Source organism: Barnesiella sp. CU968 (genome assembly GCF_905219685.1).
GTDB lineage: Bacteria > Bacteroidota > Bacteroidia > Bacteroidales > Muribaculaceae > Lepagella > Lepagella muris_A.
The window spans coordinates 1-2,665 of record NZ_CAJMXD010000390.1 but is presented as its reverse complement, the minus strand read 5'-3'; the positions used below and the strand labels follow the sequence as shown (position 1 = coordinate 2,665).

Annotated in this window: 3 protein-coding genes; all 3 read left to right on the top strand. The window is 44.4% G+C overall.

Annotation, left to right across the window (positions count from 1 at the left end; genetic code table 11):
* Positions 1–264 (top strand): hypothetical protein (locus JX312_RS11945; protein ID WP_204458130.1); only part of this gene is annotated, 264 nt, incomplete at its 5' end.
* 32 nt (positions 265–296) lie between these two features.
* Positions 297–1,130 carry a protein adenylyltransferase Fic gene (gene fic / locus JX312_RS11940; RefSeq protein ID WP_204458129.1) on the top strand — a complete coding sequence of 278 codons (834 nt, stop codon included), beginning with the start codon at positions 297–299 and terminating at the stop codon, positions 1,128–1,130.
* Between the two features lie 386 nt (positions 1,131–1,516).
* Entirely contained in the window at positions 1,517–2,593 is a 1,077-nt protein-coding gene (locus JX312_RS11935; protein ID WP_204458128.1) for a phage integrase SAM-like domain-containing protein, read from the top strand.
* Positions 2,594–2,665 lie beyond the last annotated feature (72 nt).

The window sequence follows — 2,665 nt, the reverse complement described above, 5'->3', positions numbered from 1 at the left end:
GCATTGCGTCAGACTCATTTTGAAGAAATGCAGGCGATCCTAATCCGTACAGTCCGTGCATACGCTGCCGACCGTTTTCCTCCAAAGAAAAAGGTCAATTCATCGAAGTACTCATATTTTAGGGCAGATTTGGAATCGTTGTCAGAACTTGGGTATGCAAAAACGCAAAAGGAGATTGTCGAATTTTTACTGCAGGAATATCGATTCCGTCCATCTCTTGCTAAAGAATTGAGGTCTATAAAACTGGTTACGGACAATGAGTAAGAAGTCGATACGGTTTTTTCAATGACCGCGAGGTGAGGGCGGTCTGGGATGACGAGAACAACTGCTGGTGGTACTCGGCTACTGACGTTGTTCGTGCTATCAATGATGAGCCTGACTATACGAAGGCAGGTAATTATTGGCGTTGGCTTAAACGCAAGCTGAAACAGGATGGCGTTCAGTTCGTGAGTGGCACTCACAAACTGAAAATTGTCGCTGCTGACGGTAAGCAATACAACAGCGATGCGCTGTCGGCTGAGGATATTATTCTTCTTGCCAAGCATTATCCAAACAACCGGGCGAGCGGGCTCCTCGACTGGTTTACCTATAGCGACAATACTATCGATGGTCAGAGCCGCAAGAAGGCATATACTCTGTTTGAAAGCGGGTTGCTGAATTCGCTTGAACCGAGGAGCATGAAATGTCTGCAACAGATTCACGCCTACTTGTTCGGCGGTCTATATGGGTTTGCAGGACAGATAAGAAACAAGAATATATCGAAGGGCGGTTTCACTTTTGCCAACTGTCTACATTTCCAGACCATCATTCCGACTATCGAATGTATGCCGGAAACATCGCTTGACGAAATTGCCGACAAATATGTCGAGATGAACGTGATACATCCGTTTATGGAAGGGAACGGACGCAGCACGCGCATCTGGCTCGACCTGATGCACCGTCGCTCGCTGAAACTGTGCGTAGACTGGAGCCGGATTGATAAGAATGAATATCTTACAGCGATGAGAGAAAGCGTTATTGACTCAACCCATATCAAAGCCTTGCTGAAAGGTGCGCTGACCGACAAGATCAATGACCGCGAGATGTTTATGAAAGGAATCAACTACTCATATTATTACGAGGAAGAGTAGGCTTACTCTCTAATACCGTCTATGCGTATCGGCGGGCAAAAGTTACGCAGAATATTTGAATTTTGCCTGTAATTTGCCTGTAGAAAATAAAAGAAGCGACTTAACTTGGTGATGTTCACTTTGTTAAGTCGCTTTTGTGGTGCCCAGAACAGGAGCACGAATATTAGATCATGTTAGACTGAGATGAAATTTGATTAAATTCTTGACATTGCCATAATCCACTGTATTCGATTATATTAGCGTAATTTGGATGATTTTGGCTAATTTGAAAAATCTATCTTGATTTAGTTAAATCCAATCTTGGTTGACACGGCGTTGACACGAAAGCTATTGTGTATGTCAGCCGTATTGACTAATTTTGTGTTGGAAATAATAATCACTCTCCTATGGCAACACTCACTCGTAATATCACGAAGGGTACCAACCCTATGGGGAAGGCGGAGCTTCTGCTGCGTCTTTCTGTATCGCGCAATCTTGTAGTCCGCCTGAAGACTAGGCTTTGGATGGATCCCTCGCGCTTTGACAATGGAACATTCTCCTTACCCAAAGACCCGACGGCACGCGCCGAAATTCGTGCGATAGAGGACAGGCTGATCGACATTGAGCGGTTCCTTATCAATCTCTGCGAGAAAACACCATCCGATACGCTGACAAAGGATTTCGTTGTTGTTCAGTATGACTTGTTTCTGCATCCGAAACCGGAAAAGCAGAAACGGCAACCGCGTGAGCCTAACTTCTTCGACATATTTGAAGATTACATCGCAAAGAAAAATATTTCGGAGTGGCGCATCAAGTACTTGCGAGTCTTGAAACGCGCACTGATGCGATACGAGTTGTATGTCCGGGCAAATGGGCGTGGTCGCTATAAAATCAAACTTGATGACTTTACAGTCGATGATGTCAACAGTTTCGAGAAGTTTCTGCGCTCTGAGCATAAGATAAGCGAGAAATATCCGGAGATATATCAGGTTGTCCCTGCTGACACCCATACCACACGTAAGAAACCGAAACCTCAACCCAAAGGGGATAATACCATTATTGGACTGTTCGGACTGATGAGGGCATTCTATCGGTGGTGTCGTGAACAAGAACTTACCACCAATGATCCGTTTGCCAAATATAACGGTAAGACTACCGAGGTTTATGGCACTCCTTACTATATCACAATCGAAGAACGAGACCGCATTGCCGACTTTGATATGTCTGCAAATCCGGCATTGGAAATTCAGCGTGATATTTTTATCTTTCAGTGCTTGATCGGATGCCGAGTTTCTGACCTGATGGCGATGACTCCGGCAAGCATTATCAACGATGCCATAGAATATATGCCTCAAAAGACAAAGGGAGAGCGTCCGCAAGTTGTAAGAGTGCCACTTAATAACCGCGCCAAAGCATTGGTTGAGAAATATGCCGGATGCGATGACTTGAACGGCAAACTCTTCCCTTTCATCAGCTCTCTTTAGTAGATGACAAAAATTAAATTTATGCTGTTAAACACTTAATTTTCAGTCGATTAAATTTGCAAAAGTCCCTGA

What these genes read in the sequence shown, in the direction of transcription:
- JX312_RS11935 (WP_204458128.1), top strand. Translation starts at nt 1,517, where the DNA reads ATGGCAACACTCACTCGTAATATCACGAAGGGTACCAACCCTATGGGG.